The 354-nt window shown below is 67.5% G+C and carries 1 pseudogene; it reads left to right on the top strand.

Annotated elements, in window-relative coordinates:
• Nucleotides 1-180: 180 nt before the first annotated feature.
• A pseudogene (locus H8R17_RS45415) lies at nt 181-354 on the top strand (ISL3 family transposase); the annotation flags it as partial.

Raw genomic sequence — 354 nt, 5'->3', positions numbered from 1 at the left:
TTTCCACCCTGAGTCCGCCTCAGGCCTGCGGGTTCCAGGCCGCCACCAGACCGAGAAGTCTGTCAAACGAGCAGGGCTGGCCCGTAGTGGGGCTGTACGCTCACCGGCTCTGTCCCGTAATCGGTGGTAACGAAGGGTGACGGCCGTCGTTGGCATGGTGTGCGCGATGTCAACGAGCTTGTGGATGTGGTCTTTTCGGGACTGTCGGCCCTCGTCATCGAGGGCGTGACGGACGAGGGCGAGGTCATCCGGGTGTCGGCGCGGACCCGGGACGACCCGGTGCCGTGCCCGGGTTGCGGGCAGCCGACGGGGGGAGTGCATGGCTTCCACGGGCGGGTGGTTGCGGACGTGCCA

The organism is Streptomyces sp. TRM68367, assembly GCF_014495685.1.
Lineage (GTDB): Bacteria > Actinomycetota > Actinomycetes > Streptomycetales > Streptomycetaceae > Streptomyces.
Note: the sequence above shows the minus strand (reverse complement) of the source record. Positions and strands in the feature narration are given on the sequence as shown.